At 62.3% G+C, this 22,487-nt stretch carries 19 protein-coding genes and 1 pseudogene; 14 read left to right on the forward strand and 6 right to left on the reverse strand.

Features of this window, described 5'->3' with window-relative positions; genetic code table 11:
* Nucleotides 1–2: 2 nt before the first annotated feature.
* Both OKW41_RS06420 and OKW41_RS06425 read right to left on the reverse strand, forming a co-directional pair.
* Nucleotides 3–341 carry a ribbon-helix-helix domain-containing protein gene (locus tag OKW41_RS06420; RefSeq protein ID WP_018424506.1) on the reverse strand — a complete coding sequence of 113 codons (339 nt, stop codon included), beginning with the start codon at nt 339–341 and terminating at the stop codon, nt 3–5.
* Nucleotides 342–469: 128 nt separating this feature from the next.
* Entirely contained in the window at nt 470–1,048 is a 579-nt protein-coding gene (locus OKW41_RS06425; RefSeq protein WP_429445560.1) for a DJ-1/PfpI family protein, read from the reverse strand.
* Between the two features lie 167 nt (nt 1,049–1,215).
* Here OKW41_RS06425 and OKW41_RS06430 point away from each other — a divergent pair, with 167 nt between their 5' ends.
* Nucleotides 1,216–1,389 (forward strand): hypothetical protein, encoded by a 174-nt coding sequence (locus OKW41_RS06430; RefSeq protein WP_429445562.1) that lies wholly within the window; start codon nt 1,216–1,218, stop codon nt 1,387–1,389.
* An 81-nt stretch (nt 1,390–1,470) separates the two neighbouring features.
* Here OKW41_RS06430 and OKW41_RS06435 read toward each other — a convergent pair whose 3' ends face one another.
* Nucleotides 1,471–1,956 (reverse strand): MarR family winged helix-turn-helix transcriptional regulator, encoded by a 486-nt coding sequence (locus OKW41_RS06435; protein ID WP_429571916.1) that lies wholly within the window; start codon nt 1,954–1,956, stop codon nt 1,471–1,473.
* A 223-nt stretch (nt 1,957–2,179) separates the two neighbouring features.
* Here OKW41_RS06435 and mhpT point away from each other — a divergent pair, with 223 nt between their 5' ends.
* The gene (gene mhpT / locus OKW41_RS06440; RefSeq protein ID WP_429571917.1) at nt 2,180–3,409 is read left to right on the forward strand and encodes a 3-(3-hydroxy-phenyl)propionate transporter MhpT; all 1,230 of its coding nucleotides are present in this window, start codon (nt 2,180–2,182) and stop codon (nt 3,407–3,409) included.
* A 57-nt stretch (nt 3,410–3,466) separates the two neighbouring features.
* Here the strand turns inward: mhpT and OKW41_RS06445 are convergent, their stop codons facing one another.
* Together OKW41_RS06445 and OKW41_RS06450 are read right to left on the reverse strand one after the other, a co-directional pair.
* Nucleotides 3,467–4,366 (reverse strand): amidohydrolase family protein, encoded by a 900-nt coding sequence (locus OKW41_RS06445; protein WP_429571918.1) that lies wholly within the window; start codon nt 4,364–4,366, stop codon nt 3,467–3,469.
* Between the two features lie 33 nt (nt 4,367–4,399).
* The gene (locus tag OKW41_RS06450) at nt 4,400–4,909 is read right to left on the reverse strand and encodes a MarR family winged helix-turn-helix transcriptional regulator (RefSeq protein ID WP_429571919.1); all 510 of its coding nucleotides are present in this window, start codon (nt 4,907–4,909) and stop codon (nt 4,400–4,402) included.
* 109 nt (nt 4,910–5,018) lie between these two features.
* On the opposite strand from OKW41_RS06450, the gene OKW41_RS06455 reads away from it, so the two are divergent.
* The 4 genes from OKW41_RS06455 (at nt 5,019) to OKW41_RS06470 (ending at nt 11,179) form a co-directional block, all read left to right on the forward strand.
* Nucleotides 5,019–5,846 carry a p-hydroxycinnamoyl CoA hydratase/lyase gene (locus OKW41_RS06455; RefSeq protein WP_090810398.1) on the forward strand — a complete coding sequence of 276 codons (828 nt, stop codon included), beginning with the start codon at nt 5,019–5,021 and terminating at the stop codon, nt 5,844–5,846.
* Between the two features lie 38 nt (nt 5,847–5,884).
* The gene (locus tag OKW41_RS06460) at nt 5,885–7,336 is read left to right on the forward strand and encodes an aldehyde dehydrogenase (RefSeq protein ID WP_429571920.1); all 1,452 of its coding nucleotides are present in this window, start codon (nt 5,885–5,887) and stop codon (nt 7,334–7,336) included.
* A gap of 160 nt (nt 7,337–7,496) precedes the next feature.
* Nucleotides 7,497–9,377 (forward strand): feruloyl-CoA synthase, encoded by a 1,881-nt coding sequence (locus OKW41_RS06465; protein ID WP_429571921.1) that lies wholly within the window; start codon nt 7,497–7,499, stop codon nt 9,375–9,377.
* Nucleotides 9,378–9,394: 17 nt separating this feature from the next.
* Complete coding sequence (locus tag OKW41_RS06470; RefSeq protein ID WP_429571922.1) at nt 9,395–11,179, forward strand: acyl-CoA dehydrogenase family protein; 1,785 nt, start codon at nt 9,395–9,397, stop codon at nt 11,177–11,179.
* 26 nt (nt 11,180–11,205) lie between these two features.
* Here OKW41_RS06470 and ppk2 read toward each other — a convergent pair whose 3' ends face one another.
* A complete protein-coding gene (gene ppk2 / locus OKW41_RS06475; RefSeq protein ID WP_429571923.1) occupies nt 11,206–12,021 on the reverse strand; it encodes a polyphosphate kinase 2 in 816 nt (271 codons plus the stop codon).
* A 231-nt stretch (nt 12,022–12,252) separates the two neighbouring features.
* Here ppk2 and OKW41_RS06480 point away from each other — a divergent pair.
* The 8 genes and pseudogenes from OKW41_RS06480 to OKW41_RS06515 all read left to right on the forward strand — a co-directional run bounded on the left by OKW41_RS06480 (nt 12,253) and on the right by OKW41_RS06515 (nt 22,486).
* A pseudogene (locus OKW41_RS06480) lies at nt 12,253–12,934 on the forward strand (hypothetical protein).
* A gap of 283 nt (nt 12,935–13,217) precedes the next feature.
* Nucleotides 13,218–13,805: a BPSL1445 family SYLF domain-containing lipoprotein gene (locus OKW41_RS06485; protein ID WP_429571924.1), complete on the forward strand. Its 588-nt coding sequence runs from the start codon at nt 13,218–13,220 to the stop codon at nt 13,803–13,805.
* Between the two features lie 931 nt (nt 13,806–14,736).
* Nucleotides 14,737–16,188: a PAS domain-containing sensor histidine kinase gene (locus OKW41_RS06490; RefSeq protein WP_429571925.1), complete on the forward strand. Its 1,452-nt coding sequence runs from the start codon at nt 14,737–14,739 to the stop codon at nt 16,186–16,188.
* 5 nt (nt 16,189–16,193) lie between these two features.
* Nucleotides 16,194–16,817, forward strand: a complete 624-nt coding sequence (locus tag OKW41_RS06495; RefSeq protein ID WP_018424532.1) for a response regulator transcription factor — start codon at nt 16,194–16,196, stop codon at nt 16,815–16,817.
* Nucleotides 16,818–16,979: 162 nt separating this feature from the next.
* Nucleotides 16,980–17,366 (forward strand): response regulator transcription factor, encoded by a 387-nt coding sequence (locus tag OKW41_RS06500; protein WP_429445586.1) that lies wholly within the window; start codon nt 16,980–16,982, stop codon nt 17,364–17,366.
* Between the two features lie 216 nt (nt 17,367–17,582).
* On the forward strand, nt 17,583–17,975 hold the full coding sequence (locus OKW41_RS06505) for a hypothetical protein (RefSeq protein WP_090808966.1): 393 nt from the start codon (nt 17,583–17,585) through the stop codon (nt 17,973–17,975).
* Between the two features lie 16 nt (nt 17,976–17,991).
* Nucleotides 17,992–19,239 (forward strand): efflux RND transporter periplasmic adaptor subunit, encoded by a 1,248-nt coding sequence (locus OKW41_RS06510; RefSeq protein WP_429571926.1) that lies wholly within the window; start codon nt 17,992–17,994, stop codon nt 19,237–19,239.
* A gap of 13 nt (nt 19,240–19,252) precedes the next feature.
* Nucleotides 19,253–22,486 (forward strand): efflux RND transporter permease subunit, encoded by a 3,234-nt coding sequence (locus OKW41_RS06515; RefSeq protein WP_429571927.1) that lies wholly within the window; start codon nt 19,253–19,255, stop codon nt 22,484–22,486.
* Nucleotide 22,487 lies beyond the last annotated feature (1 nt).

A 22,487-nucleotide genomic window follows, 5' to 3' on the forward strand; every position in this document is an offset into this window, starting at 1 on the left:
CGTCAAACAGCCGTCTTCACGACTCTGGGTTGAAACGGGGCGTTGAGCGGCACGTCGCCAGCGGCCTCGTTGCGGGCGGCGCTCGTCGATAGATAGCGCAAACAGCACACGCGCAAAAAAGACGCGAAATTCAACGGCTCTTCGCCGCGCAAGGCGACCAGTTCGTCGTGAAGCTTCACGACGAACTGGGTCGTCGTCACGTTCTCGCGGTTGGCGATTTCCCGAAGCACGTCCCAGAAGAGATTTTCGAGCCTCACCGTGGTCACGACGCCATGAATGCGCAGCGCGCGCGTACGCGACTCGTAGAGGATCGGATCAGCGTTGACATAGACGTTGCACATACGTTCAGCCTTTCTCGCGAATGATGACGCAGGACGCGAAGCGCGCGGCGCGGGCGCTCATGCCGTCGTGATCGAGCGTAACACGGTTGGTCGCCCGCGATGCCGCGCCTCGGTCGAGGCGCGCTCCGTCAATGCGCGATGCGCGTGCCCAGCAGCGCAAGGAACTGCGCAAGCCAATTCACGTGCGAGGTCCATGCGGGCGCGGTGACGAAGTTCTCGTCCGTGATCGCGTCAGGCCAGTCGAGCGCCACGTACTCCGCGCCCGCGAGCTTCACTTCGGGCGCGCAGGCCGGATACGCCGAGATGCGCCGGCCTTCGATCACACCCGCCGCAGCCAGTAGTTGCGCGCCGTGGCAGACCGCGGCAATCGGCTTCTTCGCTTCGGCGAATTGGCGCACCCAGCCGATCACCTCGTCGTTGAGCCGCAGATATTCGGGGGCGCGGCCGCCGGGCACGAGCAGCGCGTCATATTGCGCGGGGTTCACCGACGCGAAATCGGCGTTCAGCGTGAAGTTATGGCCACGCTTTTCGGTGTAGGTCTGATCGCCTTCGAAGTCGTGGATTGCGGTGCGAATCGCGTCGCCCGCACGCTTGTCGGGCGCGACGACGTCCACCGAATGCCCGACTGCCGCCAGTGCCTGAAACGGCACCATCAGCTCATAATCTTCGACGAAATCGCCGGCGATGATAAGAATGCGCTTTGACATGCTTCGTCTCCTGTCAAATAGGGTGGGAAATGGCGAGGCGGACGCGCTATCGCGGTGTGGAGGCGGCGGCCGTTGAGAAGCAATATAGCGATCGACGCAGTGGGCCAGGTAATACGCGGCTAAATGCCGACCAGGGATTTCACTGAGCTGAACGGAATTCAGCCCGAATGCGGCAGACGATCGCGGTAGGTGGAGCGATCGGTGTCGCCATGATCTGGCCGAACAGCCTCGGCATCGCGGTTTTCACGGTGGTTGCGGCGCTGGCGGCCATCGTGATTCTGCGCTCGGTAAGGGAAACCAAAGGCCTGCGTCTCAGCGAGATCGACGCTGGCGGTCACTGAGTTTTTCCTACTTCCATCAGGCGAAAGAAAAAGAGTCGCGCTCCATTCGAGTGCGACTCTTTTGTCATTGGGAAGATCCATTCAACCGCGCAGATTCGACACGCATCGCTGCAGCACCTTGCGCAGCGTATCGACCGGGATCTCCGTTACTCCGTCCAGCATGGACGCTTCGAGCGCGTCGATCGCCGAATCGCATTCCTGCAGTACCCGACGCCCTTCGTCGGTCAGAAACAGATGAATCAGTCGACCGTGGGTAGGATGTCCCACGCGTCCGACCCAACCGTTGGCTTCCATCGTCTTGACAACTTCGTTGGCCGACTGCGGCGTGATGAACGAGCGTTCGGCGAGTTTCGCATTGGTCATCGCGCCGCTGGCGCTGATCACGGAGAGCGCGGTGAACTGAGGCAAGGTCAGCCCGAATTCACCCAGTACATCGATCAAACTGCGTTTGAGCAGGCGGTCGAGTTGGCCGACCACATAGGAAACGCGGGCAGGTGGCGCACCGGTTTTCGTTGAACCGGCCTGTTTGGCAAGGGGCGTTCGCCGCTTCTCCATTGTCTTGATCATTATCAGGTTTGCCTTAGGTGTTTCTACCAGGCATATCATATTCTACTTTCAATATCAGGCCTCCTGAGACTAGACTCATCATCAATTCCGGGGGCGCTGTGGGAAGGATTCTGATAAGTGGCGCGAGATCATTGTCAGAAATCTTCTCCTTCCTATGGCCGCTTCGTCGAAGAACGAAGCGTGGCTCGCCTCTGGCAATTCAATCAAAGGTGAAGGAGACGTCATGTCAAGTGTTGCTAATCGGTCGAGTGCGGTGGGCTCCAGTACTGCACTAACGTTGGCATTGTGCTTTCTCGTCGCGGTGCTGGAGGGTATCGACCTGCAGTCCACTGGCGTTGCGGCGCCTCGAATGGCGCACGAGTTCGGCTTGTCGGTCAGCCAGTTGGGGCTCGCTTTTAGCGCCGGCATGTTGGGGCTTTTGCCGGGCGCGATGATAGGTGGCAGACTCGCCGACCGGATCGGCCGCAAGCGCGTTCTGATGATCTCGATGGCGATATTCGGCATCTTCTCGATTGCGACCGCGCAAGTCTGGAGTTTCGAAAGTCTGCTGATTGCTCGCGTGCTGACGGGCATCGGGCTCGGCGGCGCGATGCCGAACCTGATCGCGTTGTCGTCCGAGGCGGTCGATCCGCGTCACCGCAACACCGCGGTTAGCGTCATGTATTGCGGTATGCCGCTCGGCGGCGCGCTTGCCGCACTGATCGCCGTACTGAGCGCGGGTGCTACCGCGTGGCGTCATATCTTCTACGTGGGCGGAGCCGGACCGCTGATCATCATTCCGCTGCTGATGGCATTGCTGCCTGAGTCGCGCGAATTCGCCGCCGAATCGCGAGAATTCACGACGGCGGACAAACCGCTCCTTTCGACGCGTGAAGTCCTGTTCGGCGAGGGGCGCGCCGCCGCGACGATCGGTATCTGGATCAGCTTCTTCTGCACGCTGATCGTTCTTTACTTCCTGCTGAACTGGCTGCCTTCATTGACCGTGGGGCGCGGCATGAGCCGTTCGCAGGCGGGGATTGCCCAGATCTTTTTCAACGTCGGCAGTGTGATCGGCGTACTCGGCATCGGTCTGCTGATGGACCGCTTCAGACAAGGCCTGTCAGTCACGGCAATCTATGCGTGCATCGTCGGTGCATTGGTCGCGCTTTCGCAAGTCGCCAGCATCGAGACGCTGTCCGTTGCCGTGCTGTTTGCCGGGATGGGCATCGTCGGTGCGCAGTCGATGCTGTATTCGCTGTCCGCCGCCAGCTATCCGACCAGCGTGCGTGGTACGGGAGTCGGCGCCGCGGTGGCGGTGGGACGCGTCGGCTCGATTGTCGGCCCCGTAGCCGCCGGGCAATTGCTTGCGATGGGAAAGAGCTCGGCGCTCGTCATCGGCGCGAGCGTGCCGGTGACGATCATCGCGGCGATTACAGCATTGCTCGTTATTCGCTCCAACGCCGCGAAACGCTAACTCTTCGTTGATGGACACAGCTGGCCCGGCGTTTTCGCGCCGGGCCATTTTCATGAGTCATTCGTGATTCGTCGTGCCTCGGGCCCGCAGATCAAGCAACCTGACGGCGTTCTCCTTCAGAACGAGCGGCTTTACTTCGGGCTTGATGTCGAGCGTATCGAAGTCTTCGAGCCAGCGGTCCGGGCGGATCAGTGGGAAGTCGGACGCGAACAGCACCTTGTTGCGCAACAGGGTGTTCGCATACTTGACCAGCTCGGGCGAAAAGTACTTCGGCGACCAGCCCGACAGATCGATATACACGTTCGGCTTGTGCAGCGCGATCGACAGCGCCTGCTCCTGCCATGGCCAGGAGGGATGCGCGATCACGATCTTCATGTCGGGGAAGTCGGCGGCGACATCGTCGAGGTAGATCGGCTCCGAATACTTGAGGCGCAAACCGCCGCCGCCGCGCATGCCCGAGCCCATGCCCGAGTGTCCACTGTGAAAAATCGCCGGCAGCCGGTACTCGGCAATCACTTCGTATAGCGGGTATGCCATGCGGTCGTTGGCGAAAAAACCCTGCATCGTGGGGTGAAACTTGAAACCGCGCACGCCGTGCTCCTCGATGAGCCGCCGCGCTTCGCGCGCGCCGAACTTGCCTTTGTGCGGATCGATGCTCGCGAACGCGATCATGATGTCGGAGTTTTTCTGCGCGAACTCCGCGACCTCTTCGTTCGAAATGCGACGGCGCCCGATGTTCGCTTCGCAGTCGACGGTAAACATCACGAAGCCGATATTGCGCTCCCGATAGTGTTCGATCGTTTCGGGAATGGTCGGGCGGCGCCCCTGTTTGAGCACGGTGCCGAAGTATTTGTCGGCGGCTTCGTCGAATTCTTTTGCAAACAGGTCCGGTGGTTGGCAGCACGACACCTCGGCATGCACGTGGGTGTCGATGGCCTTCAGTTGATCGATGTTCAATGGTGTCTCCTATGTGTAAATAAAGCTGATGCGTCAGGCTGCGCGAAGATTGCGCACGCACGTCGACAGCAGGTTTTTCAGCATCTGTGAACCGTGTTCATCGATTTCGCCTAGCATCGATTGCTCGACCCTGTCAGCGGCACCGTCGCACTGAGCCAGCAATGTTTCGCCGGCCTTCGTCAGCGACAGCAGCCCGACGCGACGGTTGATCGGATCGGCCACACGCGTCACCCATCCATTCGCTTCCATCGATTTGACGACCGCGCTGGCCGCTTGCGGCGTGATCAACGAGCGCTGCGCGAGCTGTGCGTTCGACGAACGTGCGCGCGCCCGCAGCACCGACAGCGCGGTGTATTGCGGCAACGTCAGACCATGCGAGGCAAGCGCTTCGGAAAGCTGCCGCGTGAGAATCTTGTCGAGCTGCCCGGCCAGGTAGCTGAGACGTACCGGAGCGGCAGCGTGCCTTCGATCGCGCAGGTTGCGCCGCGCCGCGGCGCGCGGTGTCGTTTCAGACCCTGACGGCTTACTCGTGATCGTCGGCATAGGCGGTTAGGGGTTTGTACCAAGACTTCAATATTGTACTTTACTTATCAGGGCACCTGATATTAAATTGAGCTCAGGCCGCGAGGGCGGCATTGATACGGAGAAGCAGATGAGTTACGAAGGACGCTGGAAAACGGTCAAGGTCGCGGTGGAAGGCGGAATCGCCTGGGTCACGTTCAATCGTCCGGACAAGCGCAACGCGATGAGCCCGACGCTGAACAAGGAAATGATCGACGTTCTCGAGACGCTCGAACTCGACGCCGAAGCCCAGGTTCTCGTGCTGACCGGCGAAGGCAGTGCATGGACGGCCGGCATGGACCTGAAGGAATATTTCCGCGAAGTGGACGCGGGCCCGGACGTGCTGCAGGAGCGGATTCGCCGCGACGCGAGCCGCTGGCAATGGCAATTGCTGCGCATGTACTCGAAGCCGACCATCGCCATGGTCAACGGCTGGTGCTTCGGCGGCGGCTTCTCTCCGCTCGTCGCCTGCGATCTCGCGATCGCCGCGGACGAAGCCGTGTTCGGCCTGTCCGAAATCAACTGGGGGATTCCGCCGGGCAACCTCGTGAGCAAGGCGATGGCAGATACCGTCGGTCATCGTGAAGCGCTGTACTACATCATGACGGGTGACACCTTCACGGGTCCGCAAGCCGCGAAGATGGGTCTGGTGAACAAAAGCGTGCCGCTCGCGCAACTGCGCGACGAAACGATCGCTCTCGCGGCGAAGCTGCTGAACAAGAACCCGGTCGTGCTGCGCAACGCGAAGCATGGCTTCAAGCGTTCGCGCGAACTCACGTGGGAGCAGAACGAAGACTACCTGTACGCGAAGCTCGACCAGGCGAACTATCGCGATCCGGAAGGCGGCCGGGAACAGGGCCTCAAGCAGTTCCTCGACGACAAGAGCATCAAGCCGGGCTTGCAGACCTATAAGCGCTAAGCGGCGCACTTCAGCGGGACGACCGAGGAGACGAACACATGCATCAAACGAACCTGTTGATTGGCGGCGCGAAACGTGCCGCGTCGAACGGCAAGACCTTCGAGCGCATCAATCCCGCGACGGGGGCGGTTGCCACCCGCGCCGCGGCGGCCACCGTCGAGGATGCCGATGCGGCCGTCGCCGCGGCGGCGCGCGCGTTCCCGGCATGGGCGGCGCTCACGCCCACGGAGCGCCGCAAACGCCTGCTCGCCGCCGCCGACCGCATGGACGCGCGTACCGCCGGATTCATCGAGATCGGCGCGGCCGAAACGGGTGCGATGGCGAACTGGTACGGCTTTAACGTCATGCTCGCGGCCAACATGCTGCGCGAAGCCGCGGCGATGACGACGCAGATCGACGGCGCGGTGATTCCGTCCGACGTGCCGGGCAGCCTCGCAATGGCCGTGCGCCAGCCGTGCGGCGTCGTGCTTGGCATGGCGCCGTGGAACGCGCCCGTGATTCTCGCGACGCGCGCGCTCGCCATGCCGCTCGCGTGTGGCAACACGGTCGTGCTGAAGGCATCGGAAGGTTGTCCCGGCGTGCATGCGCTGATCGGCGAAGCGCTGAACGACGCGGGTCTCGGCGAAGGCGTCGTCAACGTGCTCACGCATGCGCCGGAAGACGCGCCCGCGATCGTCGAGCGTCTGGTCGCGAATCCTGCCGTGAAGCGTGTGAATTTCACCGGTTCGACGCGTGTCGGCCGCATCGTCGCCGAGCTGTCCGCGCGCCATCTGAAACCCGCGTTGCTCGAACTGGGCGGCAAGGCGCCGGTGCTCGTGCTCGACGACGCGGACCTCGACGCTGCCGTCGAGGGCATCGCGTTCGGCGCGTTCTTCAATCAAGGGCAGATCTGCATGTCGACGGAACGCGTGATCGTCGATCGCAAGGTTGCCGATGCGTTCGTCGAAAAGCTCGTCGCGAAAGCGCGCACGCTGAAGGCAGGCGATCCGACACAGCCGGGCTCGATCCTCGGCACGCTCGAGAGCGAAGCCGCCGCGCGGCGCATTCGCGCGCTGGTCGAAGACGCCCGCGAAAAGGGTGCGAAGCTGCCGCTCGGTTGCGAGGTGAAAGGCGCGATCATGCAGCCGGTGATCGTCGAGAACGTGACGCGCGAGATGAAGCTTTATGCCGATGAATCGTTCGGCCCCGTGGTGACCGTGCAGCGCGTGGACGGCGACGAAGAGGCGCTGGCGGTCGCGAACGACAGCGAGTACGGACTTTCCGCGGCAGTGTTCAGCCGCGATATCGCGCGCGCGATGAACGTCGCGAAACGCATCGAGTCGGGCATCTGCCACATCAACGGCCCGACCGTGCACGACGAGGCGCAGATGCCGTTCGGCGGCGTGAAGGCGAGTGGTTATGGACGCTTCGGCAGCAAGGCGTCGATTCCCGAGTTCACCGAGTTGCGCTGGATCACGGTGCAGACGAGTCCGCGTCATTATCCGATCTAGGCGTCGGCTCCCGGCCGCAACGATTGCGGCCACCCCATCCTTGCATGAGAAAGCGACGCCGTTTCCCCTTGCTCCACAGCGCGGGAGAAAGGGAATACAAGCAACATGGGACCAGAGTAAGCGCTAAAGCGCTAACTCTGGTCGACACAGGAGACAGGTTTTGGAATCGGAGCACAGCCACGCAAGCTCTCTGGCGACCGGATACCGGAGCGTCGCCATCGGAGCGCCTTCAGCGCGGATCGAGAAACGCGGCGACTGCTGGTACCTCGAGACACTTGAACCTCTGGGTCCGTTTCCGGAGCGCTTTACGGACCGCCTGCTGAGCGGCGCACGCGCGCATCCCGACCGGCTGCTCGTCGCACGACGCGATGCCGCAGGCGCGTGGCAGGGCATCACGTATGCGCAGATGCTCGAGCGCGCACGTGCGATCGGGCAGGCGCTGCTCGATCGCGATCTCAGCGCGGAACGCCCGTTGGTGATCCTGTCGGGCAACAGCGTCGAACATATGCAGCTCGCGCTCGGCGCGATGTGGGCGGGTATCGCTTATGCACCCGTTTCGCCGGCCTATTCGTTGATGTCGGGCGATTACGGAAAGCTGCGCCATGTCCTCGAACTGCTCAAACCGGGTCTGGTCTACGCGGACGATATCGGCGCATACACAGCGGCGCTCGATGCCGCGCTGGGAAGCGACGTCGAACGTGTCAGCGCGGTGCCCGCGCCAAACGCGTCGAGAGTGACGCGCTTCGACGCATTGCTCGACACGGCCCCGCGCGACGTCGATGCTGCCAACGCGCGCGTGAACGGCGACACGATTGCGAAGTTCCTGTTCACGTCCGGCTCGACGAACCTGCCGAAAGCCGTGCCGACGACGCATCGCATGCTGGGCGCAAACCAGCAGATGCTGCTCGAAACCTTTCCGCAGTTCGGCATCGAGCCGCCGGTCCTCGTCGACTGGCTGCCGTGGAATCACACGTTCGGTGGCAGCCACAACGTCGGCATCGTGCTGTACAACGGCGGCACGCTCTATATCGACGACGGCAAACCCGTGGCCGGCAAATTCGACGAGACGCTGCGCAATCTGCGTGAGGTCGCGCCGACCATCTACTTCAACGTGCCGAAGGGTTGGGAAGAACTGACCATCGCGCTGGAAAAGGATGCGGCGCTGCGCGAGCGGTTTTTCTCGCGCGTGAAGATGTATTTCTTCGCGGGCGCTGGTCTGTCGCAGGCGGCGTGGGAGCGTCTCGAGCGCGTAACGCTCGAACATTGCGGAGAACGCATCCGCATCATGGCCGGGCTCGGCATGACCGAGACCGCGCCGTCGTGTCTGTTCACGACGGGACCAGTATCGTGCGCCGGCTATATCGGCTTGCCGCCGCCCGGGTGCCAGGCCAAGGTCGCGCCCGTCGATGGCAAATTCGAAGCGCGCTTTCGCGGCCCTCACGTGATGGGCGGTTACTGGCGAGCATCGCCGGCGCTTCAGAGCAGCGTGTTCGACGATGAAGGCTACTACCGCACAGGAGACGCCGTGCGTTTCGTCGACCCGCAACGTCCCGAACTGGGCCTGATGTTCGATGGCCGCATTGCGGAGGACTTCAAGCTTGCGTCGGGAACGTTCGTCAGCGTCGGGCCGATGCGCGCGCGCATCATCAGCCAAGGGGCGCCCTACGTTCAGGATGCCGTCATTACGGGGATGAATCGCGACGAAGTGGGCGCGATGATTTTTCCGCGCCTCGACGCGTGTCGCTCGTTGGCGGGCTCGCCCGCGGATGCGAGCGCCGAGGACGTGCTCAACACGGCCGCCGTGCGCGCTTTCTTCAGCGAGCTCGTCGCGCGGCTGAATCGGAGTGCGACGGGCAGTGCCTCGTTCATTGCCCGCATGCACCTGCTGAGCGTGCCACCGTCGCTCGACCTCGGCGAGATCACCGACAAAGGCTCGATCAATCAGCGCGCCGTGCTCCAGCACCGGGCCGCGCTCGTGGAAGCGATGCACGAAGCCGACGCCGCCGACGCGACCGTGATCCATGCGCGCAGAGGCAGGTAATCCAGGGACAGGAAGAAATGACGTTGACTTATAAGGCGCCGCTACGCGACATGCGCTTCGTGATGGACGAGTGGCTCGACGCCACTTCGTGGTGGCGCGACGTGCCCGACTGGCAAGACCTCGACTCGCAGACCGCGCAGCAGGTGCTGGAGGAAGCGGCGCGCTTCGTCGAGGAGCGCATCGCGCCGCTCAACGCGAGCGCCGATCTCGAAGGATGTCGTTTCGACACGGGCAAGGTGACGACGCCCGCGGGCTTTCGCGAGTCCTACGCGGAATTCGTCGAAGCGGGTTGGCCGACATTATCGCTCGACACCAGGCACGGCGGACAGGGCTTGCCCCAGCTTCTCGACGTCGCACTTCAGGAAATGCTCGCGGGCGCCAACCATGCATGGTTGATGTCGCCCGGGCTCACACACGGCGCGACGGCATGCTTGCAGACGTATGGCAGCGAACGCGTGAAAAAGGCATTGCTGCCGAAAGTCGCGAGTGGTGAGTGGCTATCGACGATGTGTCTGACCGAGCCCCAGGCCGGCAGCGATGTCGGCCTGATCCGTTCGCGCGCGACTGAAGCACCGGGCACCGACGGGTATTTCATCGACGGCAGCAAGATCTTTATCAGCGGCGGCGCGCACGATCTGACGGAGAACATCGTTCATCTGGTGCTCGCTCGAGTGCCCGATGCGCCGCCCGGCACGAAAGGGTTGTCGCTGTTCGTCGTGCCGGAATGGCTGGAAGACGGCGACGGTGGGCGCTCGTGCAATGGTGTCTATTGCGAAGGCATCGAAAAGAAAATGGGCCTGAAGGGCAGCCCGACCTGCACGATGCGCTTCGAACGCGCATTCGGTTGGCTCGTCGGTGAAGCGCATCGCGGTCTCGCGTGCCTGTTCGTGATGATGAACGCGGCGCGGCTGCAGGTTGCGATGCAGGGCCTCGGGCATGCGCACACCGCGTGGCAACGCGCGCACGCTTACGCGCAGGAACGCGCGCAGATGCGTGCAGTGAGCGTGCCGTCCGGTGCGAACGTCGCACCGGGGAAGGCTGCGCCGATTGCGTTTCATCCGGCCATGCGGCGGATTCTGATGGAGCTGCGCGCGATCGTCGAAGGCGAGCGCGCGATCGGTTACTGGACCGCGCATTGGCTCGACATCGCCGCACGTCATGCCGATGCCGCCGAACGGGAACAGGCGGCGCAGCTCGCATCGCTGTTGACTCCGATTGCAAAGGCGTTTTTTACCGCCAACGGTTTTGGCGCTGCATCGAACGCGCTGCAGGTGTTCGGCGGTTACGGCTACATCCACGAGTACGGCATTGAACAGACGTTGCGCGATAGTCGCGTGTCGATGTTGTACGAAGGCACCAACGAAATTCAGGCGATCGATCTGCTGATTCGGAAGGTGCTGCCCGATGGGGCGGTGGCGTTCGATGTGCTGCTTCGCCACGTGCGCGCGGAAGCGCGGCTGTGTCAGGAGTCCGATCCGCCGGTTCGTGCCGCCGGCGCGAAGCTCGCAGAGCTCGCACAGACAGTGGAGAGCACGACACGGTCGATCAAGGCACGCCACGCGCAAGACCCGGAGACGGCATACCGGGTCGCGGACGACTATCTGGCGATGCTTGGGTGGACGCTGCTGGCGTTCGCATGGGCGCGCACGCTGCGAATTGCGACGCCGCAATGCGAGGCGGAAACGTTCTATGTGGAGAAGCGGGAGACGGGCCGCTTCTTCTTCGACTACCCGCTCGCGGCCTTCGCTTATCGCCGCAGCCTAGTTGAAGCCGGGTGCGAGGCAACGCTGCCGTACGTTTGAAGCCAGCTCGAGCAACACCTGCCAGATCAATACCGCTCGGGCACGTATTTAAACGGATAGTCTGGTTCCTTATAACCGTCGGGCTTTTGCCGTTTCGGCAGTGAGACCTTCTTGCGGGCAGGCTGCTTGTACGGAATCCTCTGAAGCATGTCGCTGATGATGTTCAGTCGCGCGCGCCGCTTGTCGTTTGAATTCGCTATGAACCACGAAGCATAGTCGGTGTCCGACGCCGCGAGCATCTCATCGCGGGCACGCGAGTAGTCATACCATCGGCTATAGGATTTCAGGTCCATCTCGGTCAGTTTCCAGATCTTGCGACCGTCGTGGATGCGTGCCTCGAGACGCCGGGTCTGTTCCTCGGGGCTGACCTCGAGCCAGTACTTGAGCAGGATGATCCCGGATTCGACGATCGCCCGCTCGACGAGCGGCACGGCCTTGAAGAACGTCTGCACGTCCTCCTCGGAGCAGAAACCCATCACGCGCTCGACGCCCGCGCGGTTGTACCAGCTGCGGTCGAAAATGACGATCTCGCCCGCGGCCGGCAAGTGCGGCACGTAGCGCTGCACATACATCTGGCTTTTTTCACGTTCGCTAGGCGCGGGCAATGCAACGACGCGGAAGACGCGCGGACTGACGCGCTCGGTCATCGCCTTGATCGTGCCGCCTTTGCCCGCGCCGTCACGTCCCTCGAAGACGACGCAGACCTTGCTTCCCGTTTGCACGACCCATTCCTGCAGCTTGACGAGCTCGACATGCAGATCGAAAAGCGCCTTGCGATATTCCTTGTACGACAGCGCCCTGTCTTGCTCCGGCTGCTCGTTTTCCGACTTCGTTTTGGCCATTATCTTCTCCCCAGCGCGGACTGTTCCAGCGTACTCCGCAATGATCCATTCCCACGGTAGAGCGCGACGCGAAGCAGGGCCATACGACCTTGGTCCAATATCGTCGGTACAGGGCGCGCTGTATGCTGCGGGCGTCTGCTCGCGCCTGCCCGATCCGACTGTCCTCGTCGCACCTCATCCGTATGCCAGCAACGGGCGGGTTCGGTTCACGTCATCGCCATGGGAGGCCTCATGGATGCCACGGGTCACACGGAGCAGGAAAACTTCGGCGATAGGGAGCCGGTTCTCGATGTCGTCGATCGAGTGTGCGAGTTATGTTTCGGCCTCTTCATGGCGCTGACGTTCGTCGGAACCGTCTCGGCCGTCGGCGCGGGTGCCGACGCGGGGCACAAGATGTTCTACACGGCGCTCGGCTGCAATCTCGCATGGGGCCTCGCGGACGCGGTGATGTTCCTCGTGCGTACGCTGGTGGCTCGCGGCAGGCGTGTGACGCTTGCGCATTCCGTGCGAAGCCAGCCGAATGCGGCCGCGGGCGTTCGGACGCTTCGCGACGCAATGGCCGCGTGGCTCAGACCGTTGATCGGCGATACGGAGCTCGAGTCCATCCGCAGGCGTGTTGCGGCGCGGCCGGATCTGCCGCAGCAAGCAGTATTCGTGCGCGACGATTTCATCGCCGCCGCGGCTATCTTTGTGCTCGTAGTAGCCGCAACATTCCCGGTCGCGTTGCCCTTCGTGCTGTTCGCGAAACGTTCCGACGGCGCTGATCGTCTCCCGTGTCCTGACCATCGCGATGCTATTCTGCAGCGGCATGGCGCTGGGGCATTACGCGGGATTTCGCGGCTGGCAGGCCGGCCTTGCGATGGCGGCGGTCGGCGTCCTGCTCACCGTGGCGATCATCGCGCTCGGCGGATGATCGAGGCCGGCCCGGCCAATCAGCTTCGCTGGCTTCGCGTTTCGTTCATCATCGACACCGCGCTACCTGTAAGACCAAGGTCCGATTCCGCGGCGGTTTCAGCGTGACATCATGTATCTGCAAGCGTTGTAGTCGTCGCATCCGTATACCGAAGAAAATCGACGGGCGGCGATGGCATTGATGGTTCCTTGGGCGGCTATGCCGCTTCACGGCGGAGAAAAAAGATCGAGGCTTCCAGCCATCAGGACTGGCGACTCGGATCGTAACCAGAACGGAGTCGATAGTGAACAGACGGAACTTTGTGCACACGCTCGCGCTTACATCCATGGCCGCGAGTCTGGCTTTGGCGGGTTGCACGACGACCGGAGGCAGTGGCGAGAGCGCCACTACCGACGCCGCCAAACGGCAGGAGATCGACGCGGCCGTGAACGGTGCGCTGTCGAAATTGTTCGATACGGTGCAAGGCTCGCACGAACTCGTATCGAAGGCGCAGGGCGTGCTGGTGTTTCCTTCGGTGAGGAAGGCGGCGTTCATCGTCGGTGGCGAGTACGGTGAAGGGGCATTGCGCGTCGGCGGAGCGACGGTCGGCTTTTACAGCACCGCCGCGGCATCGTTCGGATTGCAGGCCGGCGCGCAGTCGACCGCCGTGTTCTTCCTGTTCATGACGAAAGATTCGCTCGAGAAATTCCGCAACGCGAAGGGCTGGTCGGTGGGCGCCGATGCTACGGTTTCACTGCTGAAAGTCGGAGCTACCGGCACGGTCGATACCTCGTCGGCGACCGCCGAGGTCGTCGCGATGGTCTTGACCAATACGGGCTTGATGGCCGACCTGTCGCTGGCCGGCACCAAGGTTACACCCATGAATCTGTAGCAGGGCGAGGCAAGCAGGGCATTCGATCGATTGTCATGGCGCTGTCACACGGTGGCGCGTCTATCGCGTGTTGCGCGGTTTCGTTACAGCGAGGCCGCGCGACACGCTACGCGTGCCTTGGCACGGCGACGCGCAGCGGATAGTTTTTGGCGGACTCACCCCTTAGCCTCCCTATCATCCCTCCCGTTGTTCCCACGAAACGCTGCGAGCCAGATTCGCTCGCGACTCGCAGCGACGCTGCCTGTAATCTGCACTGACCGTCCTGTTTATTCAATACCGGTAGAAAAGACGAAGCCGAAATACGCGTTCTCGCCGCGGTGCTGTGTTTAGTCATCTGCCTGGCATAATTTTATTTTTTGTGGTCGATGAATGCAAATGATTCGCACTGGAATAGCGGGCGATAAAAGCGTTGACTTGCGTTAAAAAACCGATCGCCGACCAATTAATTAAATTGGAGAAATAGCGTTGGGTATACCCGCTGACTCTGCGATTCGCAATGCATGAAAGCTTTACGGTTGGAAGTTTTCATCTGAAAGCGCTATCTCGCCGGGCTTCACGGGCTAGTGCAAATCCGTCACGGCGCAGGAGAACATTGCGGCTCCTAGTGCGACGTTGCCAGTTTGCTAACTTTCCTGTGCGTGCAAACGGACGGCACGGACACTGCCTCGCCCGGCAATAATTAACTGCCTAACAAACTCTGTCGCCATTTTCCGATTGATGGCGGACAACGCAGAACACTATTGAGTAGTTTCCCGAGTAAGCGGCATAAATTAAGGTAACCCTTCGGTAAGTGATTCTGGATAGCCTATACTGACTTCCAGCCACCAGACGTGCGAAGTAACGATTGTGAAGTCAATTATGTGGTTCGAAGCCCAAAGATAAAGACATCGCAGTTGTACGGAATCCGTTCGCACTGGACCCGGAGGTGCCAATGATTAATCTGATCGTGTACGGCAGACACCTGGCGATCGGGGTAGCAGGATTTCTCACGGCGCTGCACGCGCAACCGCGCCACATGGGTCAAAGCGTGCCGTCACAGATCGACAATGCGCGCAACGACGGTGCTCCACTATCCGGGCACGACCGTTCCAGACAGATTTCACCCAGGCATCACCGGTTTCAGCGCGCTCGCAGTATCTCCGGCGTGTCGAGCCGACAGAGTACCCGCGATACCCGCGAGCCGCCGTACGCGTTGCCGGCATGGCGGCGCCATGTCGCCGCTTGCGCGTCGTGGCTGCGAGGCGAAGGCGATAGCAGCACGCGGCGCATGCTCGACACGAGAATGCCGCTGTGCGAGACGCTCGAAATGTTGCCGGTTCCGATCGTCACGGTCGATCAGTGGGACCAGATCATCTTCGCGAACGCGCGGGCGGCGCAACTGTTCGGCTACACGAGGGAAGAGCTGATCGGCGCGCCCGCCGCCAAGCTGTTTCCGATCGACGGCATCAATGCCGATCGGTCGGGCCCAGGCAATCGCGGCGCGAAGATGCAAATCTCCGGCGTCACGACCACGCAGGTTCTGATCGCGCGGCGGCGCGATGGCGGTGGCTTTCACGCGGAGGCGGAAACCACGCGATGCCGCGTGCACAATCAGGAATTGCGGATCACCGCGATATCGGAATGCAGTGCGTGCGGCGAAGTCGATGGAAGTACGAGGGATCTCGCGCATCTCGCGCGCGTTTCTTCATTGGGCGAACTCGCCGGATCGCTCGCGCACGAGTTGAAGCAGCCGCTTACCGCGATCCTGTTCAACGCGCAAGCCGCACGCAAATTCATGGATGCGGAGACGACCAACGTAGTGGAGCTGCGCGAAGCGCTCGAAGACATCGTGGCCGACAATTGCCGCGCGAACGAGGTGCTGCAAAGGATTCGCGCATTGGTGCGCAAAGGCGATGTCCAGTTGCAGTTGCTGGACGTCGGCAACGTCGTGCGCGACATCGCGATCCTCGTGCACAGCGATGCGTTGACGCGCAGCGTGCGCACGAGCTTCGACATTCCGCAGAATCTGGCGCTGATTTGCGGCGACAAGGTTCAGCTTCAGCAGGTGATCCTGAACCTGCTGCTCAACGCTTTCGACGCGGTCAAGGATTGCCCTGCCGCGGACCGCCTCGTCGAAACGACAGCGCGTGAGGAATCGGACGGACTGATACGGATAACGGTAAAAGACCGCGGCCAGGGCCTCGACGTCGACAGCATGGAAAGGATTTTCCGGCCATTTTTCACCACCAAACCGCAGGGACTCGGACTGGGTCTTTCGATCAGCCGCACGATCGTCACGGCGCACCGCGGCCGGCTATGGGCGGAAAACAACGAGGGCAAAGGGGCATCGTTTCACGTCACGCTTCCCGTCGCGACCGATATCCGACAGAGACTCGTGCCCTGATCATCATGAACCAGACCAACACTCGCGTCTTCATCGTCGACGACGACGACAGCGTGCGCAGCGCGCTCGCCCGCTTGCTGCGCGCCTCCGGCTACCAGGTCGAATGCTTCGACAGTCCTGAGGCCTTTCTCGAACGAGCCGATTTGACGAGCATGCCAGCCTGCCTCGTTCTCGATCTGCAGATGCCGGGCATGACGGGACTCGAAGTGCAGCGCAAGCTCGACCAGCTGCTGCCGATCGTATTCCTGACCGGGCACGGCGACATCGGCTCGAGCGTCGACGCGATGAAAGGCGGAGCGGTCGACTTTCTGCCCAAACCGGTGCGCGACTCGCTGTTGCTCGCCGCGGTGGATCGCGCGCTCGCGCGCGCGTGTGTGGAAAGCAGGCGGCGCCACGAACGCGAGGAAATAGAAGAGCGGATGCGGCATCTGACCCGCCGCGAACGCGAAGTCATGGAACTCGTCGTGACTGGCCGCCTGAACAAACAGGTTGCGAGCGATCTGGGCGCGGCCGAAAAAACCATCAAGATTCATCGGGCCCGCGTGATGGAGAAGATGAAGGCCCGATCGATCGTCGACCTCGTTCATCTGGTGCGAAAGGGCGGCGTTTGTACGGCCGACGAAGAATAATCGCCCGAACCAGGCGCCGACTCCCGCGTTGCGCCGCTGCTTTCAGCGGTGCTGGCCGACACCGCTAGTGGACCAAAGTCTTATATCTCATCGGGGTTTCAACCAGTACGCTAAGGCATCAGTGGTCCACTTTCCGGAGCGACTGCGCGTTCGCGCTGTCATATGGTCAACCCTAACCAATTCGTTGCGGTGGTCGACGATGACCAGTCGGTGTGCCGAGCCATCAAGCGTTTGCTGCATTCCGAAGGTATCAGGGCGGAGACGTTTTGCAGCGGTGACGAGTTCTTGAATGCGCTTGTGGCAATTCCGTCGTATCGGCCTGCCTGCGTGATTCTGGATGTCCAGATGCCGGGAACCAACGGCCTGGAAGTCCAGCGTCAGCTCGCGCAAATGGGCGTGCCGGTCATCGTGATTACCGCCTATGACGATCTTTCCGTCCGCCAGACCGCGCTCGCGGCCGGTGCGGCCGCGTATCTGCGCAAGCCTTTCACCAGCGCGATTCTGTTCAAGGCGGTCGAGGTGGCCATCGGCGGTCCGCCGACACCCTGAACGCGCGTCTTCGCGCCGGATGATATGAGACCAAGGTCCGATTGTCGCCGTTTCTTCGGACCACCAAACTGAACTCAGTCAACGCGTCGAACCGAACGCCGGCTGCGCCGCACCGAACTCGAAACCGGACAGGTTGCGGCGCGTGCGTGCCTTTGCGCGTGCGATGCGCCGCGCGGAGTGCGGCAGCGTTCAAGGATAAAAGCGGGAGCGCACGTGATGAAATCAATTTCGGTTTGTCTCGCGATTCTTCTCGGTACCGCTGCGATGCAGGTGGGCGCGGCGGACTTCGACGGGAGCAAGCGGCTGATCTGCGCGACGATCGACGCGCACGCCTGCGATCCGGGCATCGCCTGCACGCGCGCGTTGCCCGCGGATCTCGGTCTGCCGAAATTCCTGACTCTCGACTTCGACAAACGCGCGGTCGTCGGTCCCGCGCGCACGACGCCGATGCTGTCGGTCACCAAGGAGGCGGATCAGCTCCTGATCCTCGGCAATGAGTTGGGCTTTGGCTGGACGCTGGTCGTCGATTCGACGGACGGCGAGATGACGCTGACGATTGCCAACAGAAATGATGCCTTCGTGCTGTTCGGCAATTGCACGCCTTTGTGATCAGACGGAGTGCGCGATGAAAACCGTACCCGTGTCCCTGGCCTCGCCGCGGCCACATTCTCGCGGCCCTCTCCCATTGCTCGCCATCATCGCGGCGCTGACGCTGCTCACGTGGCTCGCGTCGTGCAAGAAGGCGCCACCGCCGCCGGTCGTCGCCGCGCCGGAAGTGACCGTGATGACGGTGACGCAGCAGGACACGCCGGTCGACTTCGAATTTACCGCGCAAACGCAGAGTTCGCGTGAAGTCGAGATCCGCTCGCGGGTGGACGGCTTCCTCGACAAGCGCATGTACACCGAAGGCGCGTTGGTCAAGACGGGACAAACGATGTTCCAGATGGACCGTAAGCCATTCGAGGCCGCGCTGCGGACCGCGAAAGGGCAACTGGCCCAGCAGGAGGCGCGTCTCGAAGTCGCCAAGGCCAATCTCGGGCGCGTGCAGCCGCTGGCGGCGCAGAACGCGTTGAGCAAGAAGGATCTCGACGACGCGGTCGGCAACGAGAAGCAGAGCGCCGCCGCGGTGATCGCCGCCCAGGGCGAAGTCGACACCGCACTGCTGAACCTCGGCTACACGACGATCAAGTCTCCGCTGAACGGCCTGTCGAGCTTCGCGCGTCTACAGGATGGCAGCTACGTGACGGCCACCTCGAACGGCTTGCTGACCTACGTGTATCAGCTCGATCCGATGTGGGTGAACTTCAGCATCTCCGAGAACGAAATGCTGAAGTACCGCGACGACATCGCGGCAGGACTATTGAGGTTTCCCGCGCACAACGAATTCGTCGTGCATCTGATTCTCGCCGATGGCTCGCCCTATGCCGAGCAAGGCCAGATCGACTTCGCGAACCCGGCGTTCAATACCGAAACGGGAACCTTCCTCGTGCGCGCGACCTTCGAAAACCCGAAGGGCACGTTGCGCCCCGGCCAGTTCGTGCGGGCCCGCGTTTCCGGCGCGATCCGGCCCCATGCGACGCTCGTGCCGCAGCGCGCGGTGTTGCAGGGCGCGAAGAGCCACTTCGTGTGGGTCGTCGATAGCGACTCGAAGGCGCATCAGCGCGTCGTCGAAGTCGGCGACTGGCAGGGCGATAACTGGTTTGTTTCCGACGGACTCAAGGCGGGCGAGCGCATCGTCGTGGACGGCGCGCAGCGCGTTACCGCGGATTCGCAGCTGAAAATCATCAAAACCCTCGCGGCCGGCGGGAAAAGCCAGGCGGCGGTGGCGACGGCTGCATCGCAAGGCGCCGCGGCAGCGCCCGCCGCCGAGTGACGGGGCAGCCGCCATGAACATTTCGCGCTACTGCATCGACCGGCCGATTTTCGCGTCAGTCATTTCGATCGTCATCACGCTCGGCGGCGCATTGGCGATGTTCTCGCTGCCGATCGCGCAATACCCCGACATCACGCCGCCGCAGATCACGGTGTCCGCCACCTATCCGGGCGCCAGCGCCGAGGTCGTCGCGAACAACGTCGCCGCACCGATCGAGCAGCAGGTCAATGGCGCGGACAACATGATCTACATGAACTCGTCGAGTTCGTCGACCGGCAGTATGACGCTCAACGTGTACTTCCAGATCGGCACGAACCCCGAACTGGCCCAGGTCGACGTGCAGAACCGCGTGAATCTCGCGCTGCCGCAACTGCCGCAATCGGTACAGGCGCAGGGCATTCAGGTACAGAAAAAGTCGCAGGCGTTCATGATGGTGATCGCGATCTATTCGCCCACCAACCGCTACGATGCGACGTATATCGCGAACTTTACAAACATCTACGTGCTTGACGCGATCAAGCGGATTCCGGGCGCGAACCAGTCGAGTATCTTCGGCACGCCAGACTACGCGATGCGGATCTGGCTGAAGCCCGACCGGATGGCGCAGCTGGGCGTGACGGCCGCCGACGTGCAACGGGTCGTCGCGAACCAGAACCAGCAGTTCGCGGTGGGCAGTATCGGACAGTCGCCGACCAGCGGAGCGGTCCAGCAATCGTTCGCGGTCACGACCACGGGGCGCCTCGCCGAGCCTTCGCAGTTCGACAACATCATCGTGCGCGCCGCGAGCGGCGGCGCGGCGATCGTGCGGCTCAAGGACATCGGCCGCGCCGAGCTCGGCCAGAAAGACTACTCCATTCGCAGCCGCTTCCAGGGCAAGCCGGCCACCGTGCTCGCCGTGTATCAGCAGCCGGGCGCCAACGCGCTCGACGTGGCGAAGCAGGTGCGCACGACACTCGCGGAACTGAAAAAGTCGTTTCCGGAAGGCATGACCTACGAAATCGCGATGGACACGACCGAGTTCACGCGAGCGTCGATCTCGGACGTGATCCATACGTTCTTCGAAGCGCTGGTGCTCGTCGTGATCGTCGTGTTCGTATTCCTGCAAAGCCTTCGCGCGACGCTGATTCCGATCATCGCGGTGCCGGTGTCGATCGTCGGCACCTGCATGTTCATGCTGCCGCTGGGCTTTTCGATCAACATGCTGACCTTGTTCGGCATGGTGCTCGCGATCGGTATCGTCGTCGACGATGCGATCGTCGTGATTGAGAACGTTGAACGCAACATAACGGTGCACAAGCTCTCGCCGAAAGAGGCCTCGAAACGGGCGATGGACGAAGTCGCCGGGCCTGTCGTGGCGATCGTGCTGGTGTTGTGCGCGGTGTTCGTGCCGGTCGCGTTTCTCGGCGGCATCACCGGTCAGATGTACAAGCAGTTCGCGATCACGATTGCGATTTCGGTGGTGCTGTCCGGCATCGTCGCACTGACCTTGTCACCGGCGCTCGCCGCATTGCTGCTGAAAAGCGCGCACCACGAGAAGAAGGGTTTTTTCCGCTGGTTCGACAATCAGTTCGCCCGCATGACGTCGGGCTATTCACGCGCGGTCAAGCTCATCATCAAGCGCTTTGTCATGGGGCTCGTGTTCTTCGCGGCGATGATCGTGCTGGCGGTGCTGATGATGCGCTCGATTCCGTCGGCGTTCCTGCCGCCTGAAGACCAGGGTTATCTGCTCGGCGCGGTCATCATGCCGGACGCGGCTAGCCTCGACCGCACCGGCCAGGTGTCGCAAGTCATCACTGACTATTTCATGAAACAGGAGGCGGTCGGCAGTATCACCACGGTCGATGGTTTCAGCCTGCTCGACAGCCAGAACAAGAACAATGCCGGCACCTTCTTCGTCGGTCTGAAGAGCTTCGACGAACGCTATACGCGCGCCAACCGCGCGACGCAGAACGCGCGCCAGGTGCTGCTCGACGCGTATCGCCACTTCGCGAACGTCCAGGAAGGCATTATTGTGCCGGTCAACCCGCCGTCGATTCCGGGGCTCGGCACGACAGGCGGCACGGAGGTGTGGATTCAGAGCAAGGGGGACGCTTCCATCGCACAGCTCGCGGGCGTGGCCGACCAGTTCGTGCAGAAAGCGCGGGCGCGCAAGGAGCTGACCGGCGTCACGATGACCTTCAATGCGGCGTCGCGGCAACTGCTGGTCGACGTGGATCGCGACAAGTCGGAGACGCTCGGCGTGCCGGTCGAAGACGTCTATAGCTCGATGCAGACGATGTTCGGCTCGCTGTACGTATCGCAATTCAACCGCTCGAGCCGGCTGTGGCAGGTGATCCTGCAGGCGGACCCGCGGTATCGCCTGAAGCCTACTGATCTCGATCAGATCTTCGTGCGCAGCACGAACGGCACGATGGTGCCGATCAAGTCGGTGGCAAGCTACCGTTTTACGACGGGCCCAGACCTCGTCACGCGATTCAATAATTTCCCGGCCATCAAGGTCACGGCGAATGCCGCGCCGGGCTACAGCTCCGGACAGGTGATCTCGACGCTGGAACAGATCGCCGCGCAGATGCCGGAAGGCTACGACGTGGCATGGAGCGGCGAAGCATTCGAGGAACGGCAGTCGGGCGGCACGTCCGGGCTCGTCTTCGTATTCGGTCTCGTGATGGTGTTCCTGATCCTCGCCGCGCAGTACGAGAAGTGGACGCTGCCGTTCGGCGTGCTGATGGCGGTGCCGTTCGCGCTGTTCGGCGCGTTGCTCGCGATCATGCTGCGCGGCCTGTCCAACGACGTCTACTTCCAGATCGGGCTGACGATGCTGGTCGCGCTCGCCGCGAAGAACGCGATCCTGATCTTCGAATTCGCGGTGCTCAATCGCGAGACCGGCGCCTCGGTGTTCGACGCGACGATGACCGCGGCGGAAGAACGGCTGCGCCCGATCGTGATGACCTCGCTCGCGTTCATTCTGGGCTGCGTGCCGCTCGCGATCGCCACGGGCGCGTCGGCGAACAGCCGCCATTCGATCGGCACCGGTGTGATCGGCGGCATGTTGGGCGCGACGGCGATCGCCGTATTCTTCATCCCGATGTTCTATTACCTGCTCGAAACCATGTCGTCGCGCTCGAAAGGAGGCAAAAAGCCGACGCCGGGCGTGGAGCCCAGCGGTGGCGCAGGACGCGAACCCTCGGCGGTGCCGGGGCCCGGTGCGTCGAGCGAGGCGCCGTCCGCGCCGCGGGAAGGTGAATGAC

It is taken from the genome of Paraburkholderia sp. UCT70, assembly GCF_050434085.1.
Taxonomy (GTDB): Bacteria; Pseudomonadota; Gammaproteobacteria; order Burkholderiales; family Burkholderiaceae; genus Paraburkholderia; species Paraburkholderia tuberum.